24 protein-coding genes and 4 pseudogenes are annotated in these 23157 nt (G+C 58.7%); 21 read left to right on the top strand and 7 right to left on the bottom strand.

The window, feature by feature from the left end:
- Positions 1–199: 199 nt before the first annotated feature.
- From flhA to D0851_RS20470, 15 genes and pseudogenes are all read left to right on the top strand, one after another.
- Positions 200–2380 carry a flagellar biosynthesis protein FlhA gene (gene flhA / locus D0851_RS04785; RefSeq protein WP_117617599.1) on the top strand — a complete coding sequence of 727 codons (2181 nt, stop codon included), beginning with the start codon at positions 200–202 and terminating at the stop codon, positions 2378–2380.
- A 60-nt stretch (positions 2381–2440) separates the two neighbouring features.
- Positions 2441–3733: a flagellar biosynthesis protein FlhF gene (gene flhF, locus D0851_RS04780; protein ID WP_117617598.1), complete on the top strand. Its 1293-nt coding sequence runs from the start codon at positions 2441–2443 to the stop codon at positions 3731–3733.
- 87 nt (positions 3734–3820) lie between these two features.
- Positions 3821–4633 (top strand): MinD/ParA family protein, encoded by an 813-nt coding sequence (locus D0851_RS04775; protein WP_117617597.1) that lies wholly within the window; start codon positions 3821–3823, stop codon positions 4631–4633.
- A 32-nt stretch (positions 4634–4665) separates the two neighbouring features.
- A complete protein-coding gene (locus tag D0851_RS04770; RefSeq protein ID WP_117617596.1) occupies positions 4666–5409 on the top strand; it encodes an RNA polymerase sigma factor FliA in 744 nt (247 codons plus the stop codon).
- A 162-nt stretch (positions 5410–5571) separates the two neighbouring features.
- Positions 5572–5955, top strand: coding sequence for a chemotaxis response regulator CheY (cheY, locus tag D0851_RS04765; RefSeq protein WP_008173086.1), 384 nt, complete (start codon positions 5572–5574; stop codon positions 5953–5955).
- 20 nt (positions 5956–5975) lie between these two features.
- Positions 5976–6761 (top strand): protein phosphatase CheZ, encoded by a 786-nt coding sequence (locus D0851_RS04760; RefSeq protein WP_117620283.1) that lies wholly within the window; start codon positions 5976–5978, stop codon positions 6759–6761.
- Between the two features lie 16 nt (positions 6762–6777).
- The gene (locus D0851_RS04755) at positions 6778–8892 is read left to right on the top strand and encodes a chemotaxis protein CheA (protein WP_117617595.1); all 2115 of its coding nucleotides are present in this window, start codon (positions 6778–6780) and stop codon (positions 8890–8892) included.
- 42 nt (positions 8893–8934) lie between these two features.
- Positions 8935–10104: a protein-glutamate methylesterase/protein-glutamine glutaminase gene (locus tag D0851_RS04750; RefSeq protein ID WP_117617594.1), complete on the top strand. Its 1170-nt coding sequence runs from the start codon at positions 8935–8937 to the stop codon at positions 10102–10104.
- Complete coding sequence (locus D0851_RS04745) at positions 10104–10844, top strand: flagellar motor protein (protein ID WP_117617593.1); 741 nt, start codon at positions 10104–10106, stop codon at positions 10842–10844. The genes D0851_RS04750 and D0851_RS04745 overlap by 1 nt, the downstream gene beginning before the upstream one ends.
- Before the next feature lie 18 nt (positions 10845–10862).
- The gene (gene motD, locus D0851_RS04740; protein ID WP_117617592.1) at positions 10863–11645 is read left to right on the top strand and encodes a flagellar motor protein MotD; all 783 of its coding nucleotides are present in this window, start codon (positions 10863–10865) and stop codon (positions 11643–11645) included.
- Positions 11646–11839: 194 nt separating this feature from the next.
- The gene (locus D0851_RS04735) at positions 11840–12637 is read left to right on the top strand and encodes a ParA family protein (protein WP_205422269.1); all 798 of its coding nucleotides are present in this window, start codon (positions 11840–11842) and stop codon (positions 12635–12637) included.
- The gene (locus tag D0851_RS04730; protein WP_117617590.1) at positions 12630–13379 is read left to right on the top strand and encodes a chemotaxis protein CheW; all 750 of its coding nucleotides are present in this window, start codon (positions 12630–12632) and stop codon (positions 13377–13379) included. Before D0851_RS04735 ends, D0851_RS04730 begins: the two co-directional genes overlap by 8 nt.
- Before the next feature lie 134 nt (positions 13380–13513).
- Entirely contained in the window at positions 13514–14002 is a 489-nt protein-coding gene (locus D0851_RS04725) for a chemotaxis protein CheW (RefSeq protein ID WP_117617589.1), read from the top strand.
- 67 nt (positions 14003–14069) lie between these two features.
- The gene (locus D0851_RS04720; RefSeq protein ID WP_117617588.1) at positions 14070–14462 is read left to right on the top strand and encodes a DUF2802 domain-containing protein; all 393 of its coding nucleotides are present in this window, start codon (positions 14070–14072) and stop codon (positions 14460–14462) included.
- A gap of 248 nt (positions 14463–14710) precedes the next feature.
- Positions 14711–14979: pseudogene (locus D0851_RS20470) on the top strand (IS630 family transposase); the annotation flags it as partial.
- A gap of 27 nt (positions 14980–15006) precedes the next feature.
- Here D0851_RS20470 and D0851_RS20465 read toward each other — a convergent pair.
- The 3 genes and pseudogenes from D0851_RS20465 to D0851_RS04705 form a co-directional block, all read right to left on the bottom strand.
- Positions 15007–15148: pseudogene (locus D0851_RS20465) on the bottom strand (IS66 family transposase); the annotation flags it as partial.
- Positions 15149–15172: 24 nt separating this feature from the next.
- A complete protein-coding gene (locus D0851_RS04710; protein ID WP_117617587.1) occupies positions 15173–15475 on the bottom strand; it encodes a type II toxin-antitoxin system RelE/ParE family toxin in 303 nt (100 codons plus the stop codon).
- Positions 15469–15657: a hypothetical protein gene (locus D0851_RS04705; RefSeq protein WP_117617586.1), complete on the bottom strand. Its 189-nt coding sequence runs from the start codon at positions 15655–15657 to the stop codon at positions 15469–15471. Before D0851_RS04705 ends, D0851_RS04710 begins: the two co-directional genes overlap by 7 nt.
- Before the next feature lie 30 nt (positions 15658–15687).
- Between D0851_RS04705 and D0851_RS21010 the strand changes: the two are divergent.
- Positions 15688–15798 (top strand): annotated as a pseudogene (locus D0851_RS21010) (hypothetical protein); the annotation flags it as partial.
- Here the strand turns inward: D0851_RS21010 and D0851_RS04700 are convergent.
- Positions 15791–15991 carry a hypothetical protein gene (locus D0851_RS04700; protein WP_117617585.1) on the bottom strand — a complete coding sequence of 67 codons (201 nt, stop codon included), beginning with the start codon at positions 15989–15991 and terminating at the stop codon, positions 15791–15793. The pseudogene D0851_RS21010 and the gene D0851_RS04700 sit on opposite strands and share 8 nt — an antisense overlap.
- 5 nt (positions 15992–15996) lie before the next feature.
- Positions 15997–16293: a BrnT family toxin gene (locus D0851_RS04695; protein ID WP_117617584.1), complete on the bottom strand. Its 297-nt coding sequence runs from the start codon at positions 16291–16293 to the stop codon at positions 15997–15999.
- A gap of 154 nt (positions 16294–16447) precedes the next feature.
- Between D0851_RS04695 and D0851_RS04690 the strand changes: the two are divergent.
- The 3 genes and pseudogenes from D0851_RS04690 to D0851_RS04680 all read left to right on the top strand — a co-directional run.
- Positions 16448–16567, top strand: a pseudogene (locus D0851_RS04690) (DUF2802 domain-containing protein); the annotation flags it as partial.
- Positions 16568–16593: 26 nt separating this feature from the next.
- Positions 16594–18876 (top strand): ATPase, T2SS/T4P/T4SS family, encoded by a 2283-nt coding sequence (locus D0851_RS04685; protein ID WP_117617583.1) that lies wholly within the window; start codon positions 16594–16596, stop codon positions 18874–18876.
- Positions 18873–19976, top strand: coding sequence for an ATP-binding protein (locus D0851_RS04680; RefSeq protein WP_117617582.1), 1104 nt, complete (start codon positions 18873–18875; stop codon positions 19974–19976). The genes D0851_RS04685 and D0851_RS04680 overlap by 4 nt, the downstream gene beginning before the upstream one ends.
- Here the strand turns inward: D0851_RS04680 and D0851_RS04675 are convergent.
- Both D0851_RS04675 and D0851_RS04670 read right to left on the bottom strand, forming a co-directional pair.
- A complete protein-coding gene (locus D0851_RS04675; RefSeq protein ID WP_117617581.1) occupies positions 19962–20270 on the bottom strand; it encodes an EscU/YscU/HrcU family type III secretion system export apparatus switch protein in 309 nt (102 codons plus the stop codon). The two genes, D0851_RS04680 and D0851_RS04675, sit on opposite strands and share 15 nt — an antisense overlap.
- Positions 20267–21643: a flagellar hook-length control protein FliK gene (locus tag D0851_RS04670; RefSeq protein WP_227539444.1), complete on the bottom strand. Its 1377-nt coding sequence runs from the start codon at positions 21641–21643 to the stop codon at positions 20267–20269. Before D0851_RS04670 ends, D0851_RS04675 begins: the two co-directional genes overlap by 4 nt.
- Positions 21644–21777: 134 nt before the next feature.
- On the opposite strand from D0851_RS04670, the gene ccmA reads away from it, so the two are divergent.
- Entirely contained in the window at positions 21778–22416 is a 639-nt protein-coding gene (gene ccmA / locus D0851_RS04665) for a cytochrome c biogenesis heme-transporting ATPase CcmA (RefSeq protein WP_117617579.1), read from the top strand.
- Positions 22406–23131, top strand: coding sequence for a heme exporter protein CcmB (ccmB, locus tag D0851_RS04660; protein WP_117617578.1), 726 nt, complete (start codon positions 22406–22408; stop codon positions 23129–23131). The genes ccmA and ccmB overlap by 11 nt, the downstream gene beginning before the upstream one ends.
- The last annotated feature ends 26 nt before the right edge of the window (positions 23132–23157 follow it).

Here is a 23157-nt window from a genome sequence, read left to right as displayed (position 1 = left end):
ATTGTGGTTTCAGTGTCTCAATTAAATGGCGCAAGGATACCGTATCTGGCTAGGCGAGTCAGGCTGCGGAGCACTGCTCCGCGTGAAATTCCCTCAGGAGTGGTACGGATCTTGCCATAACCCTTTCAAACGACGTCCCGGCGTCAGAATCCCGACCTTCATAACGCCTTCAGGCGCGGCAATCGGAGAAGTTTCCGGCATGGACAGAGCTTTGGTCCTCAATAACGTCAAAACCCTGACGCGGGGCAATCTGGGCGTACCCGTCATGTTGATGGGGTTGCTGGGCATGATGATTCTTCCCATGCCCGCCTTCCTGCTGGACGTGTTCTTTACCTTTAACATCACCCTGTCGATCGTCATCCTGCTGGTGTGTGTCTATGCCCTCCGGCCCATGGAGTTCGCCTCTTTCCCGACTGTGCTGCTTGTGGCGACGCTGCTGCGCCTGGCTTTGAATGTGGCGTCTACCCGGATCGTGCTGCTGAACGGCCACGAGGGGGGGGATGCCGCGGGTAAGGTTATCGAGTCCTTTGGTGCGGTGCTGATAGGCGGCAACTACGCCGTTGGGCTGGTGGTCTTTGCGATCCTGATGATCATCAACTTCCTGGTGGTGACCAAGGGCGCCGGCCGGGTTTCCGAGGTAAGTGCCCGGTTTACGCTGGATGCCATGCCAGGCAAGCAGATGGCGATCGACGCCGACCTGAACGCCGGTCTGATCAACCAGGATGATGCCAAGCATCGCCGGGCAGAGATTGCCCAGGAAGCCGACTTCTACGGCTCCATGGACGGTGCTTCCAAGTTCGTGAAGGGCGATGCCGTTGCCGGCCTGCTGATTCTGGCCATTAATATTATTGGCGGGGTCGCCATTGGTATGCTCCAGCATGGCCTGGATTTCGGCCTGGCCATGGAGCGCTATGCGCTGCTGACCATCGGTGATGGTCTGGTGGCGCAGATCCCGTCGCTGCTGCTGTCTACCTCCGCCGCCATCATGGTTACCCGGGTTACTTCCAGCCAGGACATGGGCGGGCAGATTTTGCAGCAGATGTTCAGCGCGCCCAAGGCACTCTCAATTGCCGCAGCCATCCTGATCATTCTTGGCCTGATTCCCGGTATGCCCCATGTGGCCTTCCTGGGGCTGGGTACCCTGGCCGGCGGTGCCGCCTGGTATATCTGGAAACATCAGCGCCAGACGATAGAAGAAGAGGGCGTATTCCCGGGACGGAGTGGGGCCGGGGGCGCGCCTCGACCGGCTGGCCGCGATCTTCCGCCGGGCGGTGACGCCGGCTCCGACCAGGGTCGTCAACTGCCGGCGCCGGGCGAAACCAAAGAGTTGGGCTGGGACGATGTGGCCACTGTGGACATCGTGGGCCTGGAGGTGGGGTATCGGCTTATTCCGCTGGTGGACAAGTCCCAGGGTGGCCAACTGCTCAGCCGCATCAAGGGCGTGCGAAAAAAGCTGTCCCAGGATCTGGGCTTTCTGATGCCTTCGGTTCACATTCGCGACAATCTCGATCTGATGCCCAACGTCTACCGCATCACGCTGATGGGTGTGACCATCGCCGAGGCTGAGATTCACCCCGACCGGGAGTTGGCTATCGATCCGGGTCAGGTATTCGGAAAAATTGAAGGCATTGAGGGCAAGGACCCGGCCTTCGGCCTGGATGCCAGCTGGATCGAACCGGACCGCAAGGATCAGGCCCAGACTCTCGGCTATACGGTTGTGGACGCCAGCACGGTCGTGGCTACTCACCTGAATCAGGTGCTGCAGAAGCACGCCCATGAATTGTTGGGCCACGAGGAAGTTCAGCAGTGGCTGGACCAGTTGGAGAAGATTTCACCGAAACTCGCCGAGGAGCTGGTACCGACCACCGTTTCCATCAGTCTGCTTCTCAAGGTGCTGCAAAACCTGCTCCGGGAAGAAGTGCCGATCCGGGACATGCGCTCCATTGCCGAGGCTATCGTCAATGTCCATCCGAAGAGCCAGGATCCAAAGTTGCTGACTACCGTTGCCCGTCAGTCGTTGCGGCGGATGATCGTGCAGAGCATCTGCGGCAATGAGGCGGAGATACCGGTGATTACCCTGGATCCGGATCTGGAACAGTTATTGCTAAAATCTTTTCAGCAGAGTCAACAATCCGGCGGACAGGAAGACATTGGCCTGGTCCTGGAGCCGAATATGGTTGAAAAGCTCCAGCGCTCCCTTCAGGAGAGCGTCCAGCGGCAGGAAATGCTGGGTAAGCCAGCCATTTTGCTGGTTTCCGGGCCCCTGCGGCCGGTACTGGCGAAATTCGCCAGCTACGGGGTAGAGCGTTTGCATGTGCTCTCGTACCAGGAAATACCGGATAACAAACAGATCACGATCGTGGCGTCCGTTGGCCAGTAACGGCGCGGATGACAGAGCGGACGGCGCCGGCACGGCGTTGCCGGTGGAGGAAGAGGCATCATGAAAGTAAAACGGTTTTTTGCCAGGACCATGGCAGAGGCGCTGAAACAGGTCAGTGAACAGATGGGGCCAGACGCCGTAATTCTTTCAAACCGCCGGGTAGACGGCGGCGTCGAAATAGTGACGGCGCTGGACTACGACGAAAACATGGCGCGTCAGCGATTGGGTGACCAGGCGCAGGAAGCCACTAACGGCTCCCGCCTGGCTGAAATGCAGGCGGACCAGCACCGTCGTCTTGAGGACGAACTCGGCCGGTCCCGGGATCGAATCCGAGAGGTCCGGGAAAAGCGGGCCGCCCAGGGGGGCGGTTATGCCGGTACGTCGTTCCCGGCGGTTCAGGAGGTGGTGGGTTCCGGATTTGATGATCAGGATCCGGCTCCGGTCCGGTCCGGGGAGGCCTATTCCGATGAACTGGCACAGATGCGTGCGGAGATCCGTTCCCTGAAGGACCTGATGCAGGGCGGTAAGCCTGAGCCTGAGGTGCCGGCAGCCAATGCGGTTCAGCAGAGACTGGCCGAGCGGCTTCAGGAGTTCGGTCTCGGTAGCGATCTGGCGGGGTCAATTTCTCGCCGCCACAAGGCCGGGCGACTGGAGGATGGCTGGAAGCAATCCCTCAAAATGCTGTGCACCGGCGTACGGACTTCCCGCATAGAATGGCTGGATCAGGGCGGGGTCTTTGCCCTGGTGGGGCCCACCGGTTCCGGAAAAACCACCACCATCGGCAAGCTGGCGGCGCGGTATGTGCTCAGGCATGGTGCCGATTCCGTGGCCCTGGTTACCACTGACCGCTACCGGGTGGCGGCCCACGAGCAGTTGTTTGTCTTCGGTCGCATCCTGAATGTTCCGGTGCGAGTCGTCGACGAGAGCCACGGTCTGGATGATATTCTGGACGAGCTGTCAGACCGTCATCTGGTACTGATCGACACTGCCGGGCTGACCAGTGCGGACAAAGGCTATCAGGAACAGCTGGCCGAACTGGCGCGCAGCCATCACAATGTCAAGACGCATCTGGTGGTCTCGGCCACCAGTCAGCCGCGCATCATGAAATCCGTCTGGCATTGCTATAAGATGGCAAATCTTGCGGGCTGCGTGATGACCAAGATCGACGAGGCCCTGACACTTGGCGAGTCTCTCGGCTTTGTGATGGAAACCGGTTTGCCGGTGGCCTACTACACTGACGGGCAAAAGATTCCCGAAGACCTGCACCACGCGGAAGCGGTTCCGCTGGTGCGGCTGGCCGTGGACCGGCTTAAAACTCTCCAGAAACAGCAGGCGGTCGCAGAAGGAGCCTGAGAGAGCGGGCGCTGAGAGCGGACAGACTGACAGCGAGCGTCCGAAAAGACAGCACCCGGCTAAACGTGGCGAGAGACAAAAAACAGTATGAGCAAAGCACAACCGGTACAGGTGATTGCAGTTTCCGGCGGAAAAGGTGGAGTCGGCAAGAGTAACGTGTCGGTTAACCTCGGGATTGCCCTGGCACAGAAAGGCCGGAGAGTCGTGCTTCTTGATGCCGACCTCGGGCTGGCCAATATCGATGTACTGCTCGGTATTACCGCCAACCGGAACCTTCAGGATGTGCTGGCGGGCGACTGTGACCTCAAGGACGTTCTGGTCGATGGCCCCGGTGGCATCAAGATTGTACCGGCGTCCTCCGGTACCCAGCGAATGACCCAGCTCAGCCCCATGGAGCATGCCGGGCTGATCAACGCGTTCAGCGAACTCGGTGACCAGATCGATGTGCTGATCGTAGACACCGCCGCGGGCATTTCCGAATCAGTGGTGAGCTTTCTGAGAGCCTCCCAGGAGCTGCTCCTGGTGGTGTGCGACGAGCCCACCTCCATCACCGACTGCTACGCCCTGATCAAACTCATGAACCGTGATTACGGCACCAACCGTTTCCGCATTCTTGCCAATCAGGTGAGAAATGAGCAGGAAGGCCGGCACCTGTTTGAAAAACTGACCCGGGTCACCGAGCGCTTCCTGGATGTGGCACTACAATATGTCGGCATGGTGCCTTACGATGAAGCCGTGAAAAAAGCGGTTCAGCGGCAGCGGGCAGTGCTGGATGTCTATCCCAGGGCGAAAGCTTCCCTGGCGATCAAGGCGCTGGCGGAAAAAGTTGATAACTGGCCGCTGCCTTCCTCTCCCCGTGGGCATCTGGAATTCTTTGTGGAGCGGCTCGTCGAAGTCTGAATCGGATCCAGTCAAACAAAAAAACCGGATACATGACATTGGCGAAAAACCTCGGAATCTATAACCAGTCAGGCGCGCAGAAGCCTTCCCAGCTCGTTGAGGAGCACGCGCCTCTGGTAAAGAAAATTGCCCTTCATCTGATGGCCCGGCTACCAGCCTCTGTGCAGCTTGACGACCTGATGCAGGCCGGAATGATCGGCCTGCTCGAGGCGGCTCAACGCTACAGCGCCACCAGGGGCGCAACCTTCGAGACCTACGCAGGCATCCGGATTCGCGGTGCCATGGTGGATGAGATCCGCAAGGGCGACTGGGTTCCCCGTTCTGTGCACCGTAATACCCGCCGCATTTCCCAGGCCATCAAGGCCGTTGAAGATCGTCTCGGCCGGGAAGCCCAGGATCTGGAAGTGGCTGAAGAACTGGGCATGGGGCTGGCCGAGTACCATTCCTACCTCTCCGACTCCAACAGCGGCCGACTTTTTAGTCTCGATGAGCTCAATGAATCCGGCGAGCTGCCGATAGAACAGACAGAGCCACGGGATAATCCGCTCGAAGGACTCTCGTCCGACGCGTTCCGCCGCAGTCTTGCTGAGGCTATAGAGGAACTGCCGGAGCGGGAAAAACTGGTGCTGAGCCTGTATTACCAGGACGAGCTGAACCTCAAGGAAATCGGCGCGGTGCTCGGCGTCAGTGAAAGCCGGGTCAGCCAGATTCACAGCCAGGCGGCCTTGCGCCTTCGCGGACGGTTATCGGACTGGCGCCAGGATACGGGCAACTGATCACCGCCTTTGTGTGTCTGCAGCGGAGCAGTCTGTAGTTTTTGGTAACCGATGCTTTACAACCGAAGCAAAGATCAGACAATAAGCGGTTAAAACAGCGGCCTGCTAGACTTCGAGCCGAAAGGTCAAACGAATTCCGGGTGTTACTAACTGGAGGTCCCATTGGACAAGAACATGAAAATTCTCATTGTGGATGACTTTTCCACAATGCGACGGATCATCAAGAACCTGCTGCGCGATCTTGGCTTCACCAATACCGATGAAGCCGATGACGGCAACACGGCGCTGCCGATGCTCAAAAGCGGAAAATATGATTTTCTGGTAACCGACTGGAATATGCCGGGCATGTCCGGTTTCGATCTGCTCAAGGCCGTCAGGGCTGACGAGAACCTGAAAACCCTGCCGGTGCTGATGGTGACCGCGGAGGCCAAGCGGGACCAGATCGTTGCCGCTGCCCAGGCGGGTGTGAATGGCTATGTTGTCAAGCCGTTCACTGCTGCGGTGCTCAAGGAAAAGATTGAGAAAATCTTTGAAAGAATCCAGTAACCAGAGGTCGGATGGCTCTCATGAGCGATAGCAAAAAGAACCATCGGGGCCTCGAACCAGAGGTGACGGAAAAGCTCCAGCGTCAGGCAACCGAACTAGCTGAAAGCGTCAATGCCGGCGAATATGCCAAAGCCATGACCCTGATCAATGAACTCAGCGAAGTCAGGGATCAGAGTCTGTACCGCGAGGTCGGGCGACTGACCCGAAGCCTGCACGAAGCGATCCGGAACTTTCAGATAGATCCCCGTAACGCTGAACAACAGGAAGCGCTGTCAAAAATGACAGATGCCTCTGACCGTCTCGAATACGTGGTGCATATGACCGGTGAAGCGGCCAACCGGACCATGGATCTGGTCGAGGCAACCATGCCGGTAGCCAACGCACTGAGAGACGAGGCGGCAGCCTTGCGGGACGAGTGGCAACGTTTGCGCCGCAGGGAGATGCAGCCGGCAGAATTTCGCCAGTTGTATGGCCGGATCGACAAGTTCTTCGCTGGCATGGCCACGGACGCGGACACCATGTACAACAATCTCTCGGAAATACTGCTGGCCCAGGATTTCCAGGATCTCACCGGGCAGGTCATCCAGAAAGTCACCACGCTGGTGAAAGAGGTTGAGGAACAGATGCTCAGTCTGGTGGTGATGGCCAGTCATGTTGATCAGCTGACGGGCACCGTGCACCAGATTGATGACCAGGAAGAATCTGCGGAAAAGGGCGTCGGGCCCCAGATCAAGGCCGATGAGCGTGAAGATGTAGTCTCGGGACAGGACGATGTGGATGACCTGTTGTCCAGTCTCGGTTTCTGAATAGAGAGGGTAACGCATGGCGTTTGATGCTGATGACGAGATTTTGCAGGACTTTCTGGTAGAGGCCGGCGAAATACTCGAAAAGCTGTCAGAGCAGTTGGTAGACCTTGAGCAACATCCTGATGACAGTGATCTGCTCAACGCCATCTTCCGTGGTTTCCACACTGTCAAGGGTGGGGCAGGCTTCCTGCAGCTTGATGCTTTGGTCAATTGCTGCCATTCCGCCGAGAACGTGTTCGATATCCTGCGCAATCACAAGCGCAAGGTGGATTCAGAGCTGATGGATGTGGTTCTGGAAGCCCTCGATAACGTCAACGCGATGTTTGAGCAGGTCCGGAACCACGAAGAACTGACGCCCGCCCCCGACGAATTGATTGCAGCGCTCGACGCTCTGGCACGGCCGGAGGTCGAAAGTGTTGCCCCGGCCACCACCCCACAGCAGGAACAAACGACGGAAGACGACCCGACGGAAGACGGGGGCGACATCACCGACGACGAATTCGAGAAGTTGCTGGATGCATTGCATGACGAGCCATCCGGCGCCCCCCCATCGCCGTCCAGCCCCGACGCTGGAGCCGGCAAGAACGAGAGTTCCGGTGATGACGAGATCAGCGATGATGAGTTTGAGGCGCTTCTGGACCAGTTGCATGGCAAAGGTCAGTTTGCCGGTGCGCCTGCCAGGGATGAGACTCCCGGCAAGGAAGACGAAAAACCGTCCCCGAAGACTGAAACCGGCGGCAGCGATGACCTGATCACAGACGATGAATTCGAGAAGCTGCTGGACGATCTCCACGGCAAGGGCGGAAGCCCGACCGTCGGCGGCCAGCCGGCTTCGCCGCAAAAACCGGAGAAGCCGAAAGCCGAGCCACCCAAGGCGGAAAAACCGAAGGAAGAACCGAAATCCGCTGACAGACCGGGCACCAAAGGCGGTGCGGCACCGGCCATGCCATCCAGGGAGCATGCCCCGGCCGCAGAAACCACCGTGCGCGTCGACACCAAACGCCTGGATGACATCATGAACATGGTGGGCGAGCTGGTGCTGGTTCGGAACCGTTTACAGCGCCTCGGTGCGGCAAGCGAAGACGAACACATGCACAAGGCGGTCTCGAACCTGGATGTGGTAACGACCGATCTTCAGTCTGCCGTGATGCAGACCCGCATGCAGCCGATCAAGAAAGTGTTCGGGCGTTTCCCGCGGGTGGTCCGGGATCTTGCCAGAAGCCTCAAGAAAGAGGTGAATCTGGTGATGCATGGCGAGGAAACCGACCTCGACAAGAACCTGGTGGAGGCACTTTCCGACCCACTGGTGCACCTGGTCCGCAACTCCGTCGATCACGGTATTGAGGCGCCGGATGTCCGGGAAAAGGCCGGCAAGCCGCGCCAGGGCACGGTCACGCTGTCGGCAGAACAGGAAGGCGATCACATCCTGCTGTTCATCGAGGATGATGGGGCCGGTATGGATCCCGAAGTGTTGCGTCGCAAGGCGGTGGAAAAGGGGATTTACGACCAGGATGCAGCTGATCGCCTGACCAATACCGAGTGCTACAACCTGATCTTTGCCGCGGGCTTTTCGACCAAGGATCAGATTTCGGATGTCTCCGGCCGTGGGGTCGGCATGGATGTGGTCAAGACCAAGATTGGCCAGCTCAATGGCCAACTGAGCATTGAGTCGGAGTTGGGTAAAGGGTCGCGAATTGTTATCAAGGTTCCGTTGACGCTCGCGATCATGCCCACCCTGATGATCATGCTCGGCGACCAGTCCTTTGCCTTGCCGCTGGTGAACGTGGTCGAGATTTTCCATCTGGATCTTACCAAAACCAACGTTGTCGACGGCCGGGAATGCATCGTGGTTCGGGAAAAAGTGTTCCCGCTGTTCCACATCAAACGCTGGCTGGTGCGTGACAACGGATCCCGGGAAGCGCCGGAGAATGCCCACGTGGTGATCGTCGCCATGGGCACCAAACAGGTAGGCTTTGTGGTCGACCAGCTGGTCGGGCAGGAAGAGGTGGTGATCAAACCGCTGGGTCGTGCACTCCAGGGTACTCCGGGTATGGCCGGCGCCACGATCACCGGTGATGGTCGAATCGCGCTGATTATTGATGTTCCCAGCCTGCTGCAACACTACGGTTAAGTCGTGACCGGCAGGTGACAATGGAATGGGTAGGAGAAGTGGATGACAGTTTCTGTCCTGGTCGTTGACGATTCAGGGTTTTTTCGAAAACGGCTGACGGAAATCCTGACCAGCTCCGGCCAGATCAAGGTCGTCGGCGCTGCCACCAACGGCCGGGAAGGCGTGGAGCTTGCCGAGAGGCTGCGTCCGGATGTGATAACCATGGATTACGAAATGCCGGTTATGGACGGTATTTCTGCCGTGCGCGAAATCATGCGCAAGCATCCGGTGCCTGTTCTTATGTTTTCCTCGCTCACCTACGAAGGTGCGCGGGTGACCCTGGATGCCCTGGAAGCCGGCGCTGTTGACTTTCTGCCGAAGAATTTCGAGGAAATTGCCAGGGATAACAGTCAACTCCAGAAAATCCTGATCGACCGGGTTCTGGATGTCGCCCGCAGCCGACCTGGCGCCCGTCCGGCTGCTCCGTCCCGGCCCGAAGTGCCATCTCCTGCGGCGCGGGCGCCCGTTGATGCGGCACCGGTTCGCTCCAGGCCTGAACCAACCCTGCGTCCGCGCCACGGCATTCAGGAGCGGGCCCCGGGTGTGGGAGCCACAGGCGAGGCTGAAGTCCCGAGGCGTCATGCCCGCCGGGGCCCCGCCAAACATTACGCGGTGGTCGGCATTGGTACGTCAACGGGCGGGCCGGTGGCGCTGCAGCGGGTACTGACCGCCTTGCCTGCTTCGTTCCCGGCGCCACTGGTGCTGGTCCAGCATATGCCGGCCAGTTTTACGCCGGCGTTTGCCGAGCGGCTGAACAAACTCTGCCGCATAGAGGTTCGGCAAGCAGAAGATGGCGATGTCCTTCGCCCGGGGCTTGCCTTACTGGCGCCCGGCGGTAAACAGATGATGATTGAGAACCGGGGCGGGCAGGCCCGGGTCCGGATCCTGCCAGGTGACGAGCGGCTCAATTACAAGCCTTGCGTAGACGTGACCTTTGGTTCACTGGCCCGGAGTTTCCCGGGCAAGACCCTGGGCGTGATCCTCACCGGCATGGGGTCTGACGGCAAGGAGGGCTGCCGGATGATGAAGCAGAGTGGGTCGGATATCTGGTCCCAGGACGAAAAATCGTCGGTCATTTACGGAATGCCCATGGCCGTTGCCAGGGCAGGATTGACCGATGAAGTTCTGTCACTGGACGAAATCGGGCCGCGGCTGGTGGAAGGTGTCAGCTGATGGATATCCTCAGCCTTCTCGGGGTTGTTCTCGCATTTGCCGCCATACTGGGCGGCAACCTGTTGGAAGGCGGGGCGCTGGGCTCGCTCTTTAATGGCCCCGCGGCGGTGATTGTTGTTGGTGGCACATTCGCCGCGACGATTCTCCAGACCTCGTGGCCCATGCTCAAAAGAGCCTTTACTCAGGTGCGCTGGGTTTTTGTTCCGCCGTTCATCAACATGGAAGATGGCTTGGGGAAAGTCATTGACTGGAGCGTGAAGGCTCGCAAGCAGGGGCTTCTTGGCCTTGAGGGGTTGGCTGAGAGAGAGCCGGAACCGTTTGCCAGGAAAGGGCTGCAGCTGCTGGTGGACGGTGCGGAAACGGAAACCATCCGGGGTGTTATGGAGGTGGATCTGGAATCCCGTGAACAGCGGGATCTCGAGTCCGCCAAGGTGTTTGAGGCCATGGGCGGCTATTCCCCGACCATCGGGATTATCGGTGCGGTCATGGGTCTGATCCAGGTGATGACCAACCTGGAAGATCCTCAGTCACTCGGTAGCGGTATTGCCACGGCCTTTGTTGCGACCATTTACGGTGTCGCCCTGGCGAATCTGCTGTTTTTTCCGGTGGCCAACAAGATGCGCGGCATCGTGCGGGAGCGGACCCGCTACGAGGATATGATGATTGACGGCATTATTGCCATCGCCGAGGGTGAAAACCCGAAATCCATCGAATTGCGGCTGCGGGGCTTCCTGCAGTGAGCATGCGCAGGCCAGACTATGCGGCGCCGTAGGCAACCTAAGGACGATCTGCACAATAAAGAGCGTTGGCTGATTTCCTACGCCGACTTCATCACCCTGCTGTTCGCCTTTTTCGTGGTGATGTACTCGGTTTCGTCCGTGAACGAAGGCAAGTACAAGGTGTTATCTGAAACCCTGACCGGGGTTTTCAACGCGCCCCAGCGGTCCTTCCAGCCCATCGAGATCGGCGACCAGCCTCCGCAGTCTCTGAACGCGCCCGCTGAAAACGTGATACCCCCGGCGGTCACCGAAGCTCCCCGAAACCCGGAAATGGACGCCCAGGCCCGGACCGAGGCCCTGCGTGCCATGGCTGACCAGTTGACCATGGAGTTCGACGAGCTTATCAGCCAGGGTGTGGTGACGCTGGAAACCAGTGACCGTTGGCTTGAGCTGAACCTGCCCAACAGTCTGCTGTTCGGAAGTGGTGATGCCGAACCCCATTACGATGCTTTCGAGGTGGTCGAGAAGATTGCCACAGTCCTGAACAACCGTGATAACGCTGTGAAGGTTGAGGGTTTCACCGACAATTTGCCCATCAGTACGCCCCGTTTCCCTTCCAACTGGGAGCTGTCCGCTGCCCGAGCGGCGGCCGTTATCCGGATGCTGGCCATGGAAGGCATTGAACCGGAGCGCCTTGCCGCGGTCGGTTACGGCCAGTATCAGCCGGTTGCGCGGAATGACACGGAAGAGGGGCGGCGCAGAAACCGGCGGGTGGTGTTGCTGATTTCCCGCGACGCCAGTATCCGGGGTGCCATGCGATAATACCGTTCCTCGGCAGATGCGTATGGTTCCGTTGGCACGGTTCCTGTATTCATTCCCGGTCATAAAAGGCGACGGCAAGAGCTTGCCGGAAATCCCCCTGCTATTCGTTCAAGTTGCCCGGGGGGCTGCCGATAAACGGGACTGTGGCCCCTGTGAATCCGGCCATACCGATGTGTTCTCTGGAGAGTCAAAGCGTGCGAATCTGGGCAGTAGCCAATCAGAAAGGTGGTGTCGGCAAAACCACATCCGTTGTTGCGCTGGGCGGCTTGCTCGCTGAGCGGGGCAAGCGCGTTCTTGTTGTCGATCTGGACCCCCATGGCTCGCTTACCAGCTGGTTCGGATACGATCCGGACACCATCGCCCACAGTGTGTTCGATCTGTTCCAGCATCAGGGCAAAGTCCCCGAGGGGCTGCCGGCCCAGCTGATTACCGAGACCAGTTGCCGGGGGCTGTCCCTGCTGCCGGCCAGCGCTGCACTGGCCACCCTGGAGCGCCGGATGATCGGCGTGGAAGGCATGGGGCTGATTGTCTCCCGGGCGCTGACCCAGCTCTGGGATGATTTCGATTATGTGCTTCTGGATAACACGCCGTCCCTTGGGGTGCTGATGGTCAATGCCCTGGCTGCGGCCCAGCACCTGATCATTCCGGTGCAAACCGAGTTTCTTGCCATCAAGGGCCTTGAGCGAATGCTCCACACGCTCAAGATGATCATGCGTTCCCAGAAGAACGAGCTGGCTTACACCATCGTGCCAACGCTCTACGACCGGCGCACCCAGGCTTCGGTGAAAAGCCTCAATTTGCTACGCAAAACCTACCGGGAATCCCTGTGGCAGTTTGCCATTCCCGTGGATACCAAATTCCGGGATGCCAGCCAGGCTGGTTTGATTCCCTCTGCGCTGGACGCCGAGACGCACGGTGTCCGGGCGTACAGCCATCTCCTTGACGACCTGATGGCCCGGGTAGGGTCCGTGAAGGAGCGTCGGCATGGCTGACGAGAAATTGACAAGGCTGGCGAGCCCTGAATCCGCAATCGCCAGTTATCTTGACGAGTTGCTACATACCGCGACCGATACGGCGTTGCGAGAGGAGGTTGTCGCTCCGGAGAAAACCGCCGAAAAACCGGCGGCTCGGCCAGAGCCGCCCAAACCTTTGCGGGAAAAGCCCGCCGAGGCTGTCCGGCCAGTGGGTCGTCTGGCACCGGAAACTGCCGTGCCGGAACCAAAAGTCGTTGCCACGCCTGAACCAGGGCCGGCCGCGCCACCCTCGCGCCCCGAGTGGTCCGGGCAGCCTTTTGAGTGCCTTATTTTCACCGTCGCCGGGCTGCAACTGGCGGTGCCGCTGATTCTGCTCGGCGCCATCCACCGAATTGAGGAAGAGATCCGGCCGATACCCGGAAGCCCGCGCTGGTATATGGGCATCCGGCCCGACCGGGACCAGAATCTCCGGGTGGTGGATACCGCGGAATGGATTATGGCGGACCGGGCGCCGGCGGATGCCCGCGTCAACTACCGGTTTGTGATCCGGCTTGATAACAGCCAGTGGGGGCTGGCCTGCGACGACGTGGCCCAGTCCTTTACCCTGAGACCCGATGAAGTGCGCTGGCGAACAGCTCGCAGCAAGCGCCCCTGGCTGGCGGGAACCGTGATTAACCAGATGTGCGCGCTTATTGATGTACGCACCATGGCAGACCTGCTGGTGCGGGCCGAGCGGGAGCACCATCTGGATCTGAGCTGACGCAAACAATGGTTACTGAATGAAACCGAGCCATGCTGGCACGGTTTGTGCCCTTAACTATAGTATTGGGCACTGACGATATTTTTTTGACGATCAGGTTGCCCGCCGGGCAGCCCAAGAGGAGACACATCGCTATGGCATCCCCGAGCGGACAAACCAATCAGGCCCAGGGTAATCAGGTACTGCAATACGTTACTTTCCGGCTGGATGATGAGACTTACGGTCTGAACGTCATGCAGATCCAGGAAGTACTGAGATACACCGAGATTGCGCCGGTTCCGGGTGCTCCGGATTACGTGCTCGGCATCATCAACCTTCGGGGTAACGTGGTTACGGTAATCGACACCCGCCGGCGCTTCGGTCTTTCGGATGCGGAGGTGACCGATGCAACCCGGATTGTGGTGATGGAATCGGCCAATCAGGTGATGGGTATCCTGGTGGATTCGGTGGCCGAGGTGGTTTACCTGAAAGCCAGTGAAATTGAGACTGCACCGAACGTGGGTAACGAGGAAAGTGCCAGGTTTATCCAGGGCGTGTGCAACAAGGATGGCGAACTGATCATACTGGTCGAGTTCGACAAGATGCTGTCAGACCACGAGTGGGCGGAAATCGCGGCACTGTAAACCGGAGCACTCCGTTACAGGCCAGATGATGGATGCCTTCCGTGGCAATTAACGGGAGATATCCGTCATGTTTGCAGAAATTCCTTCCTATCTTCCCTGGGCGCTGACTGTTGCCGCCTTGTCTCTGGTGCTCGTTCAGGGGCTGATTCTGGGGCGCCAGGTGCGCAGCCTGAAGGCATCCCTGAAAGAGCGTTGCGACACCCTCGGCCGTGAATTGCATGCCACCACCAGTGGCAGCATGGGGGTGGGGCAGCGCCTTGTGGCCTGCGAGCGCCAACTGCATGAACTGCGGACCACACTGGACGAGATGCGCCAGAACGATCCGCTGCGAATCTCCTACGATGAAGCCTCAAGACTGGTGGATCTCGGTGCCGATATCGACGATCTTATGAACACGTGCGGAATATCCCGTCCCGAGGCCGAGCTGGTGTCAGCACTCAGAAAACGTCAGGCGGCATGATACGAAGCTGTTACGGACGCTGCTGGAGAGAGTTTATTACACCTCAGGGCGGGGAAGTCAGCCATGTTGTTCAGCGGCTGTCTGGCTCCTGCGACACTTTTATCTTCCTGGTTAATTCCCCTGTGTTTTGTCTGTGGCAGGTCTGTATGATCTGTGAACATAAACGGAGTTAAATGTATCGGTTTAGGGACAGGGAGTTAAGGTCAGTGGTTTTCTTTGCAATCTGCCAAGTGTGTAGTGGGTATAGCATAGCCTGCACCAAACCGAAGGAACTTGGGCTGGCGGCCGAGTTGTGGAGTATCTCGGCATTGGCGCGCTATGTGTCCGAACAAGCGGAGCGGTCGGGATTTGCGCGTCTTGCCAGAGCCGGCAAGAGTACGGTTTGGCGAATTCTCGACGAGAACCAGCTCAAGCCCCACAAGATCACCTATTACCTGGAGAAGCGCGATCCCGACTTCAACCGGAAGATGCATGAGTATTGATGGTCTACCGGGAGTACGCCGTTAAATCAATCCACTTGACTCAGTAATATGCCGGAGCAGATGGCGCTTGCGTTTGCCCCCTTGGGGGGGTGTCTGCGAATAACCATGCCCGGCGTCCCAGGGCAAATGGACGGATGTCGTTTCGGCCAGGGCATTGCGGATCTTCAGGTCTTCATGTTCGCAGTAACCGATCAGGTACAACCAGGCCCGCTTTGGCGGGCTCGTACGTTATTGCTCCCTCGGAATATCCTCCGGCTCTACATGCCGTCGTTTATGAATCACGGCCAGCACTTCAATGAGATGATCAGATTTGATCTCGTAAAGAATCCGGTAGGAGTAAAGGCCCAGTTCTCGCACGGCGCCTTCGTTCAATTCCGGCACCTTGTGCCCCTTGCGGGGCAATTCATCCAGGCCAATGGTTTTCTGAACCAGCTCTTCACTGACGCGCTTGGCATAAAGCGGCGAATCTTCAGCGATGTATTGGCAGATATGATGAAGTTGGGCTTTGGCGTGAGCCGTCCACTTCACCATGTTTGAATTTCCTTGAGCACCTCTTCAGCCGGTTGGGTTTTGCCTTCGGCGGCATCCTGCTGGCCGCGCCGGATATTCTCCAGCACATAGAGTCGGTACATAATCTCTTCGGTGTCGGCGTTGTCAGGCATGCGCTCGATGGCATCCAATGCTTCTTGTTTCGCGGTATGAGCTTGCTGCACGATTGAACCTCCTTTACGGGGCGGCAACGGAATAATGCCAGCGTGATGGTTAAAGTTGGTAACGGCAATGTTACAAGCCATGAACGTGTTAGTGGGTATATGACTCCAGCAGAAAAAGCTCTGGGATTCCCTTTTACTTAACCCCTTCAATCAAGGCAATGTCTTTCTTCAGCAGGTCATTGACCAGAGTGTTTAATTCAACGCCTTTGGCTTTGGCCTTCTCTGAAAAATAGTCCAGCACCTCAGCTTCCAGGTAAACAGGCAAATTCTTTTTCGCGTTTGGATTAAAAAATTTACCACGTTCGCCTTTTGAAAAATCATACTCTTCACGCATAGAGATCACCCTTGTTCGTACTGCCGAATCTCGTGTTTCGTGGCTGGCCGCGCTGAGATCAGACGGATGGTCACGGCATCTTCATTGGCGTTGCGGAAAGTGTGTACCACAACCAAATAATGCTGCCCGACGATTTGACCAAGCGTTACCCAGCGGTCCTCTGTCTCGCTGGATTCCTCATCATCAAAAACCGTTAAGGCCATCGGATCATCGAAGACCTTGGTGGCTTCCTCAAAGGTTACACCATGCTTACGAGCATTGACGTGCGCTTTGTTGGGATCCCATTCAAAATTATATTGCATTTAGCAACCCTTAGCTGCTTTTAGTTGCCTGTGCTTCCAGTACCCATCATGAACACTCGTTCTGGTGAATATTTCATGAAAACCTCTGTCTCGCCCAACTTTATTGAGAGAGTCTAACATCGGGTGAGGTTCCAGCTACCCTGACAGAGGGGGCGACGAAGCCTCGAGACTGGTTGATCTCGGTGCCGATATCGACGATCTTATGAACACGTGCGGAATATCCCGTCCCGAGGCCGAGCTGGTGTCAGTACTCAGAAAACGTCAGGCGGCCTGATATAAAGCTGTTACGGACGCTGCTGAATGAAGAGAGTTTACACGAGGGCCCTTGAGGCCCTCCGATCTGTATCCCGCCATGATTTTGTTTCCGGTTCCGATCTGGTTCCCTCAATCACCGGGCACTCCATCCCCCGCGAGGAAACCGTCAGTCATATCCTGTCCCTGATCCCCGAGATCGAACCGGATCAGGTGGTGATGCATGTCGGCGGCGGCTCCGGGTATCTTGCCGCAGTGCTCTCTGAGCTGGCCCATCGGGTGGTTTACCTGGAGAAAAATGCGGTTGTTGCGGAAGCCGCCCGGGAGCGGTTTTTCCGTCTTGGCATGCACAATGTGGACGTTCTGGTTGCCAGCGTGGAAGAGGCTCCGGAGCCTGACCAGCTGTGCGATCTTGTCCTGTGCACCACGTTTATCAAAGAGCGCAATCCTCTGGCTCGTTTCCTTCGGGAAGGGGGGCACCTGGTTTGCCTTGAGGGTCGTGCCGGTCCGGTGCCGAGTCTGGCCATGTTTGTGAAGCGTGATGCCCGGCTGGAACGGGTCCGGACTCTTGGTTGGGTCGACTTCAACCGCAATGTGGAACAGATTCTGATTGATCAGGGCGTCGTGGATGACAAGGTCCTGGCCGAGGCGAAAGCGGAAGCGGCGAAACAGAATTGCCGGGTACTTGATGTTCTCCGGCGCAAACTGAATCTTGAAGAAATTGATCTGTACCGCTCCCTCGCACGGCAGCGGGGCATGACCTTCACCGACGCGGATGAACTCCTTCCGGATCTCCACCCTGCGCTGTTCCGACGCTTCTCCCGGACCTTTCTGGACCTGTCACGGCTGATTCCTGTCGCCCAGGACGATGGAACGATCACCGTTGTGACCGATGATCCGGACGCGCGCACGGACCAGCTGGAGCGCCTCAGCTCAAATCAGGTGATCGATTGCCTGCTGGTGACACCGACGGATTTCCGTCGCATCTGGTCGGCCCTGGACCTGACGGTCAAGGGCAGTCATTTCGCCGCGAACCATGGTGCCTGCACCGATCCCAAGCCTGAGGCGGGAGAGTGCAATGATCAGTTGCTTTGCAGCGACGCCAAAAACAGGCACATCAGTCCCTATCTGGTGTCGGTCTATGAGGCGATCCTGCTGGATGCTGTAAGTGAAAAAGCCAGCGACATTCATATAGAACAATACGGAGAGCGGATTCGCATACGCCTCAGGGTAGACGGCGACCTCCACGATCTGCCCCAGTACCAGTTGTCGCCCCGGGAAATCAAAGGGGTGATCAACGTGATCAAGCTTCGGGCGGAACTGAACATCGCTGAACACCGGCTCCCGCAGGGTGGCCGTTCACGGCTGCAACTGGGTGACATGGCCTACGACCTGCGCATCCAGACCCAGCCGTCGCTCCATGGCGAACACGCTATCATCCGCTTGTTACCCCAAACCGGGCGCGCCATGACCATTGCCGAACTCGGCATGTCGCCGGTGATCGGTGGACGTTATCAGCGCTTGCTGGATAACCCGGCAGGACTGGTTCTGGTCGTGGGACCTACGGGGTCTGGCAAATCGACCACGCTCTATGCCGGACTGCAGACCCTGGCCGATGACGGCCGCCGGAAAGTGATCACGGTGGAAGATCCGATTGAGTACTCTATCGATAACATCCAGCAAACCCGGGTGCGCTCGGAGATAGGTTTTGGTTTTGCCGATGCCATGAGAGCGTTTGTCCGCGAGGATCCGGATGTCATTCTCGTTGGCGAAATCCGCGATCAGGAAACCGCACTGGAGGCAATCAGGGCCTCGCAGACCGGGCATGTGGTGTTGTCGACGCTGCATTGTAATGACGCAGTGGATTCCTTGCAGCGCCTTTACGATCTTGGTGTTCACCCGAACTCCATTGCCGGTGAGTTGCTGGCGGTAATTGCCCAGCGCCTGGCCAAGCGAATCTGTACGCACTGCCGCAAACCTGCCAGGCCCGACCCGGTGATTCTGTCCGAGATGTTTCCGGACGGTCCGCCGGCAAATTTCCGGTGTTTTGAGGGCGCCGGCTGTGACAAATGCAACGGCCGGGGTACCCGGGGCCGGGTGGCGATCGTGGAATATATGGAAGTTGATTCCGATATCCGTAATGCGATTTCCTGCCAGCCGCCGATCGGAGAGCTTCGCTGGCGGGCCCTGGATGCCGGTCTGATTACCATGCGGGACAGTGCGCTGGACCATGTCATTGAAGGCATTATCCCGCTTTCGGAATTGCCACGGATCCTTCCCAGAGAGCGTATGGCGCCAGAAGTTCGCGGCGGCCGGAGGAGTCAGGAATGAGCACCAGGAATCAGGCAATCAAGGCCGTGCAGCGTGAGCCCGCAGAAGTTGTGTACGCTCAGGAGCTGGAGAACCTGAAAGGGATGGATCATGGCCCGGTGCCACCTGGCTGGCAGATGTCACCCCGTGCTGTGGAAAAGTTTGTGAGGGGGGATGAAAAGCTGGGCATCGAACGAAAGTTCGTCGCCGACCGTGCCATGGTGGTCCGGACCATCATTTCCCTGTGTACCAGCCGCGGGTGCCTCCTGGTAGGGGAGCCGGGGACGGCCAAATCCTGGCTTTCCGAATTGTTGTCGGCCGCCATATCCGGCAGCTCCACCCTGACACTCCAGGGCGGGGCAGTCAGCCATGTCGGGCAGTTGCTGTATAGCTGGAACGAATCCGTTCTGCATAACGAAGGGCCCTGCCTCAAAGCGCTGGTGCCAAGCCCCTTGTTGCGGGGAATGATGGAAGGACGGATGGTCCGCTTCGAGGAGATTGCCCGTTGCCCCCAGGCGCTGCAGGATGCGCTGCTGTCCGTACTGTCTGACCGGGTGGTGGTGATTCCGGAACTGGCTGGCGAGGAAGGCGTGGTTCTGGCGCGGGAAGGGTTTAATGTCATTGCCACCTCGAACAGTGTCGATCAGGATGTTCACCGGATGAGTGCCGCCCTGAAACGACGAATGGACTTCGAGGAAATTCGCCCGATCCGCAACCTGTCGGATGAAATGGACGTAGTACTCCGTGAGGTCCGGAAAGCCAATGTCCGGGCAGGCGTCGAACTGGACCTTGATGAACCGGTGATCGAGATTCTGGTGACCATGTTCCACGAGCTGCGCAACGGTCAGACTCTCGATGGCCGCAGTACTGATCGTCTGGCGGGCTCGGCCCTGTCCACCGCCGAAGCGGTCTCCGTGGCCCACGCGGCGAGCCTGAATGCCTGGTATTACGGCGGCGGCAGCATGACGGTTGAGCTGCTGATGCACCATATCATTGGCTCAGCCCTCAAGGATCAACCGGAAGATCGCCGCCGGCTGAGGCATTATTTCGAGACAGCCGTTGCGCCCCGGCGCGGTGGCAACTGGCAGCAGGCCTGGGCGCTCCGTTCACTGATCCACTGAGGCATCCGGTTTCCTGTCATCCGGCGTAAGCCCCCGGATATGGAAGGCAAATGCCAGAATTTCGGCGATAACCCGGTACAGCGCCTCGGGGATTTCCTCGTTAAGGGACAGTCGGGCCAGGATGCTTGCCAGTTCGGCGTTCTCATACAGCGGAACGTTATGCTCCCGGGCGATGCGGATGATTTCCTCCGCCAGTTCGTGGGTGCCGGTTGCGCTGATGGTGGGGGCTTTGTCGCCATCGTATTTGAGTGCGACGGCGGCCCTGGTGTCCGTGTGCTGTGTTTCTGAAGTCATGCCCGGGTATCCACCAGTCTGTGTTCAAGCCGGGTGACGCTGCTAAGGGGTGTTCCGCGGCGGCACTCCAGGTCCGTCACTTCCAGCCCGAGGTCTGCCAGACTCCGCCTCAGTACGGGGAGCTCCTGGTTCACCCGTCGCAGCGTCGTCTGTTTCTCCGCCCAGACCCGGGCGCTGACCGCCTGCTGTCGCAAAGCGACGTCAAAATGAAGCGGGCCGGCCTCATCCAGATCCATCGCCAGTGCAAGCCGCCATTCGGTGGTAGCCGGCGTCGCGGATTTCCGTTCCGACTCCTTGTCCTCCGAATATTGTTCAATTCGCAGTTGCGCCAGCCTGGGCTCGTTCTGGGGGGTCAGCCAGGGCAGATCCAATAGCAGGGTAGCGGTTGGCGCTGCGGCATCACTACCGCCCCGGGCTGTCAGCACCTGACTGTGCAACTGATTCACCGTAATGCGGTTGAGCATCCCTGCCAGCAGACGGAGCATCTGCCCGACACCGGGTGGCTCGCCATCTCCGGACGCCTGGGGCGTCGCCAGAGGTTGTGGAAATTGCAGGGGTGCCTGCATTAATCCGGGTGTTGATATGGGTGTCAAACGGTTGAACTGTTCCGGAGTGCTGCCCTGCTGCGCCAGCAATGCGGTAATTACCCTGCCAAGGGCCAGTTTGAGATCCGGGAGTTGGGCAGCGGGCGTCCGGGACAGGCGGGATTCGGCAAACAGGCCACTTTCGGAAAGCCATTGCCGAACCTGCTGTGGTGTTGCAGCCTGACCGCCAGTGCCGGGTGCCAGACTGGCTCCCGAGGGAAGCCTTGCCACCAGCTGTTCGATCGCCTGCCGGGCGGCCTCCGGGAGGGGTTGGGTCAGCCGTGGTGAAGGCAACTGGCCGGGCAGCGGGTCCTGCTTCAGGCCCTGGGTCAGGGTGCCCATAAGTTTTGCCAGACCGGTGTCGAGCGTTTGCTGCCAGGGCAATCGCTGGGCCAGGGCCCGGGCAATGCCTGCTTCGGGAGCCGGCGCCAGTTTGCCCATTAGCTGAAGCTCGTTACCCGCCCGCATCACCTTTACCCAGTCACCTGGCGAGAGCTCGGTTTTACCGATAGTTGCCTGAACCAGAAGGGATTTGCCACGAATATCCAGCAACACATCGGCACTGCTTCCGCTTTGCCGGTTCACGATCTCCGCAACTCGGGCCAGGGTGGTTTCCCGGTTTGCCAGCTGGATCTGGGCCAGCAGTTGTCTGGCTGACGCGGCGACGGGCTCGCGGCTGACTTCTGTGGTGCCGGCTGGCCGGGCCGTCTGGGGTGCCGGCTGGGCAGGAGGAGTAGGAGGCTGTTGTCCGCTGGGTAGTTTCATCGTCGCTGATTTGATGTTGGACAAGAGTAATCCGCAAGCTCTTTCGTTATAATACGCCGCGCCGGCCGGCCATGCGCGAATAATGGCGCATCCGCCGTCTCTGTCACGAATGCACCCGATGCCGTACACACGCGCATCGTCCTGGTTACGGGGCCCTAATGTCTGAGCCGTTATTACAGGCTGTCGATCTGCAGTGCGAACGGGACGAACGGATCCTTTTCCGTGACCTGTCGTTCTCCATACTGCCCGGTACAGTTACCCGTGTCGAGGGTCCCAACGGCTCCGGCAAGACCACCCTGCTGCGAATGCTGGCTGGCCTGAACGATGCCTGGTCCGGCGAGCTTCTATGGTGTGGCAGGCCAAGGTCCGGCCAGCGGGAAGAATTCTTCAGAAATTCCCTGTACCTTGGCCATCGGCCGGGCATCAAGCCGTTGCTGACGCCAGTGGAAAATCTTCGGGCACTGACGTCCGGGCGACGCCCTGTGCCAGACCCGGTGCTGCGCCAGGCACTTGAGGGCACCGGGCTGGCCGGCTTTCAGGACGTGCCCTGCCGGAATCTTTCAGCCGGCCAGCAACGGCGCGTGGCCCTGGCGAGACTGCTGATAGCCGACGAACCGCTGTGGTTGCTGGATGAAGTTTTTACCGCGATTGACGCGGACGGCGTTAGCGCAATTGAAAATCTACTGCGGCAGCGCGCCGCCGAAGGTGGTGCAGTGGTCGTGACGACCCACCACGATCTCCGGATGCCGGGAATGCAGCGTATTGTTCTGGGTGGAGGATCATCTGATGAATGCTGATGTCCGACCCGTTCTGAAGCTGCGGGATGATACAGTAGGAGCCCTGGCGGCAATGCGGGGCGTCTTTGGCCGGGACCTGAAGGTGGCTTTCCGGCAACGACAGGATTTGCTGAATCCGTTATTGTTCTTTGTCATGGTTGTAACCCTTTTCCCCCTCGGGGTTAGCCCGGAAGTGTCATTTCTGCGGGAGGCCGGTGCCGGTATCCTGTGGGTAGCTGCGCTGCTTTCGGTATTACTTTCGCTGGATCATCTGTTCCGGCATGATTTTGATGACGGCACGCTGGAGCAACTGGTGCTCCAGCCTCAGCCCCTGTTTCTCCTGGTGTTGGCGAAAACCATGGCGCACTGGGTGTTAACGGGGTTGCCGCTGGTGATACTGACGCCGGTTCTTGGCGTCATGGTGCATCTTGACGGGAACTCCATCGGAGTTTTGTGTCTAACTTTGCTGATCGGAACGCCGGTGCTGAGTCTGATTGGTTCAATTGGTGCAGCCCTGACCCTGGGGTTACGTTCGGCAGGGGTGCTGTTGTCCCTGCTGATCATTCCGCTGTACATTCCGGTCCTGATTTTTGGTACCGGGACAGTGGCCGCCGCGGCGGAAGGAGCCCAGGTCGGTGCCTACGTGGCCCTGATGGGGGCATGTCTGGTGCTGGCGCTGACGCTGGCGCCCTTTGCATCGGCTGCAGCGCTGCGTATCAGCCTGTCTAACGGCTAAAACAAGGTAACGGTAGGACGGTGACT

The organism is Marinobacter sp. Arc7-DN-1, from assembly GCF_003441595.1.
In the GTDB taxonomy this organism is placed as follows: Bacteria; Pseudomonadota; Gammaproteobacteria; order Pseudomonadales; family Oleiphilaceae; genus Marinobacter; species Marinobacter metalliresistant.
This window is presented reverse-complemented; position numbering and strand designations above follow the sequence as displayed.